The organism is Paenibacillus sp. E194 (assembly GCF_000935845.1).
In the GTDB taxonomy this organism is placed as follows: Bacteria; Bacillota; Bacilli; order Paenibacillales; family Paenibacillaceae; genus Paenibacillus_B; species Paenibacillus_B alvei_B.
This window is the reverse complement of the sequence record NZ_JMDX01000371.1, coordinates 1-4,107: the sequence shown is the minus strand read 5'-3', so window position 1 is coordinate 4,107 and position 4,107 is coordinate 1. Positions and strand designations below refer to the sequence as shown.

The 4,107-nt window shown below is 57.7% G+C and carries 2 protein-coding genes and 1 pseudogene; all 3 read right to left on the bottom strand.

What is annotated here, in order from left to right:
- Positions 1 to 614, bottom strand: a 614-nt coding sequence (locus AZ66_RS30255) for a condensation domain-containing protein (protein WP_231587075.1), incomplete at its 3' end; no start/stop codon positions are given.
- Positions 589 to 1,859 (bottom strand): annotated as a pseudogene (locus AZ66_RS30250) (condensation domain-containing protein). The gene AZ66_RS30255 and the pseudogene AZ66_RS30250, both read right to left, overlap by 26 nt.
- Positions 1,860 to 1,973: 114 nt before the next feature.
- On the bottom strand, positions 1,974 to 4,107 hold a 2,134-nt coding region (locus tag AZ66_RS30240; protein WP_156160116.1), incomplete at its 5' end, for a non-ribosomal peptide synthetase.

Here is a 4,107-nt window from a genome sequence, read left to right as displayed (position 1 = left end):
TCCTTCCAGTAGCTTCGTGCCGAATTCGCGTCCTGTTCGGACAGCCAGCGGATATAGTCGCGGTACGCGCGGACGCTGCGTAACGGCGGCTCTTCTCCAGCGCGCAAGGCGTTGTAGATTCCCAATACTTCTTCCATCACCAGCGGCAAGCACCAGCCGTCCATCAACAGGTGATGGAAGCTCCATATCACCTCGTGGGTTTGCTCTCCTGTGCGGAGCACCGCCACACGCATCAGGCTCTCCGACGCTACCGCAAAGCCTTGCTTCCGGTCGTCCGACTTCCACTGCGCTATGCAGGCTGCCTGCTCGCCCTCGTCGTGCATCGTCAGATCGCGATAGGTGATTGTAAACGGCCGCTTCCGGTACACGACTTGCAGCGGTTCGCTTCGCCACTGACTGTCAATGCTCGTTCGCAGCACCGCATGCCGCTGCACGACGGTTTGCCAGCTTTGTTCAAACGCTGCCGGCTGCAGCTCGCCCTGCAGGGTCAGATGGATCTGGTTCACGTAGGCACCAGCTTGCGGGTCAAGACGGCTGTGGAACAGCATCCCTTGCTGCATCGGCGTCAGCGCGTACACCTCTTCGATCTCACCTAACGCTGCGCTGCGCTGCATGAGCGCATCCAGCTCTTCTTGCGTAAAGCCAGGCTGCAGCACATCGCTTGGCGTCAGTTCCGTCCTCTCCTGCACCACACAATGGGCAAGCAGCTCTTGCAAGCTGATCTGCAACTCGTGCGCAAAGCGCTCCATCGTCGCTTGGCGGTACTGCTCCGCGCTGTAGCTGATGTGCAGGCGAAGTGCTCCATCCGCGATCATGCCGTTGCATTCTAATGCCGCCGCACGCTGTCTTCTGCCGCTTATCGCCTCTCCTGTAGAAAGCGGCGAGATTCGCAGCGCACTGTGCTCCAAATCCTGATCGAAACTGTCCCAAATAGTTGAATGTAATGTCAGGATCGCACGCCCACTCCGTCTCATTCGGCTCGGACATGTAGCGCAGGAGGCCGTAGCCGATTCCTTTATGCGGAATCGCCCGCAGCGTTTCCTTCACGCGCTTAATCCGCTGCGCCAGGCTCATCTCCGGCTCGATCTCCAGCACCACCGGATACGCGCTCGTAAACCAGCCGACCGTCCGGCTTACATCCACATCCGCCGCAATCGTCTCTCGGCCATGTCCTTCCAGCAAGACCGCCACGCGTTCGAGTCCGCTCCACGCTTGAACCGCCATTGCCAGTGCGGCCAGCAACAGATCGTTGACCTCCGTCCCGTAGGCCCGGTGTGCTTCTTTCAACAATTGCTGCGTCTGTACCTGCGACCACTCCACCGTCAGCGTCCGGCTGGCAGCCAGCGTGGACGCCTTTTGCTCATCATCTTTAGGCAGAGGCACTACGCCTTCTCTACAACCGACTGCCAGTAAGCACGCTGCGTCTCCATCGCCGGACTTGCCGCATAGGCGCCAAGCTGCTGCGACCATGTTTGAAACGAGTCCGTTTTCAGCGGCAGCCGAATGTCCTGTCCTTGCGCCGCTTGTTCGTAAGCTGTCGCTATATCCTCAAAAAGGATGCGCCACGATACTCCGTCGACGACCCAATGATGAATCGCGATCAGCAAATGATCCCCGTCCGGGCACTGGAACAAGCCCAGTTTCAGGAGCGGTCCGGCGGCCAGCGAGAAGCTGGCCTGCAGCTTGCCGGCCTCCGTTTCGACCCGCTGGCTCCAAGCCTCTTCGTCACGGAAGTCAAATACGTCCAAACGATAACTTTCGCCGTCTTCCACGCTGCGGTTCCAAGCCGCGTAGCCGCCTTCTTCCGTCTGCGTGACAATCATCCGCAGCGCATCGTGATGCCTAGCGATGCGCTGCATCGTCAGGCGCAGCGCTCCGATGTCGAACCGGTCTTCCCGGTGCAGCATGAACCGCGTGGTTGAAATGATGCAGATCCACGGGATCGAGCTGCACGAACCAGCGCTGGATCGGCGTCAGCGGCACGGGGACCGTGACACCTCTCCTTGTTCCGTACGGCGAGTGACCGCCGTCATCTGGGAGCTTAGCTCAGAGACGACCGGATAGCGGAATAGATCTTTCATCTCGACCTTATACCCGGCTTGCAGCAGCCGTGAAGCGACTTGAATCGCTTTGATCGAATCGCCGCCAAGCTCGAAGAAATGATCCAGGATGCCAATCTTCTCTACGCCCAGCACCGACTGCCAAACGGACACGAGCGCTTTCTCCTCGGCCGTGCGCGGGGCGACGTATTCCGTCCCCGCGCTTATGCCTCCTTCCGGCGCAGGCAGCGCTTTGCGATCTACTTTGCCGTTGGGTGTCAGGGGCATCTGCGCAAGCTGCACGAAGTACGACGGGATCATGTAGCCTGGCAGTTTTTGCGCCAGAGGGTTTCGGAGTTCTTCGACCCTTAGATCACGTGTCGCTCTGATGTACGCACACAGCGTCTTCCGGCCGGTTTCGTCCTCGCGGGCGATGACCACCGCTTCCTGAACGTCCGTTACGCGAAGAAGCTGCGCTTCAATTTCTCCAAGCTCTATACGGTAACCGCGGATTTTCACCTGATCGTCCATGCGACCTGCATACTCTATTGATCCATCCGGCAGCCAGCGGGCCAAATCGCCTGTTCGGTACAACCGCTCGCCCGCTTCATACGGATGCTCCACAAACCTCGCCACTGTTAACTCTGGATTGTTCAAGTATTCGTGTGCCAGTCCGCTGCCACCGGTATACAACTCTCCAATCACGCCAATAGGCAGTATCTCTTTGGCTTTGCCCAGCACGTATACTTGCGTGTTGCTGATCGGACGGCCGATCGGAATCGACGCGCGCTCCACATCCGACATGCGGATTTCATGGCAGCACGTAAACGTCGTGTTTTCCGTCGGACCGTAACCGTTGATCAGCCGTATTTCGCTGAATCGCTCCAACACTTTTTTCGCATGCGACCTCGAAACAACGTCACCGCCAACCAGCAGTTGCTTCACTCCGTACAAACCTTCCAACTGCTCTTCCACCATCACATGAAACAAGCCAGCCGTTAGCCACAAAATACTGACGTTATGCTGCTGAATCGCCTGCACCCAGTCCGTTAGCGACAATTTTCCAGGCTGCAAAATCGCCAGCGCCGCACCATTCAGCAAGCTGCCCCATATCTCAAACGTCGCAGCGTCAAAGGAAATCGTCGATCCCTGCAAAAATACGTCTTGTTCGCTAATGTCCACATAATTCGATGACGAAACAAGTCTGACAACCCCGCGATGCGTCACGCATACCCCTTTAGGCGTTCCTGTTGAACCCGACGTGTAGATGATGTAGGCCAGATCGTCGGCCATTGCCGCCACTGCCAAGTTCGCACTACTTGCAAAGTATTCTTCTGTGACTGACAACGGCTCTTTTTCCTCCAGATCCACATTGATTCCCGCAAAAGAAGCCCTCTCCTTCAAATGCTTCTGAATCAGCAGCACCTTCGCCCCGGAATCCTCTAACATATAGGAGATGCGTTCCTGAGGATATTCGGGATCGATCGGCACATACGCTCCACCGGCTTTAAGTATCGCCAGTATGCCCACGATTATCTCCAGCGAGCGTTCGGCCATGATGCCTACCAACTGCCCATGCTGCACCCCTTGTGCTTGCAATCTTCTCGCCAAGCGGTTCGCCCGCTCGTTCAACTCTCGGTACGTCAGCTGCTTATCTTCAAATGCCACAGCTACCGCATCCGGGGTCCATGCAGCCTGCCGTTCGAACAGCGTATGCACCGTCGCTTCCACCGGCAGCTCCACCGTCGTATCGTTGAATGTCACCAGCAGCTCTTCCCGCTCGTCAGCCGTCAGCACCTCGATGCTTCCCAGCATCACTTGCGGATGACGGATCGCTTGGCGCAGTAGCTCGGTGAAGTGACCCGCCCAGCGCTCGATCGTCGTCCGCTCGAACAGTTTCGACACATATTCCAGGGAGCATCGCATCCCCTGCTCGTGCTCGCTGACCGACAGCGTCAAGTCGAATTTCGCTGCTCCGCTCTCGATCGGATACGGTGTCCATTGCAGACCCGCCAGCTCCAATTCGGCCTGCTCCGTGTTTTGCAGCACCAGCATGGCATCGAACAAC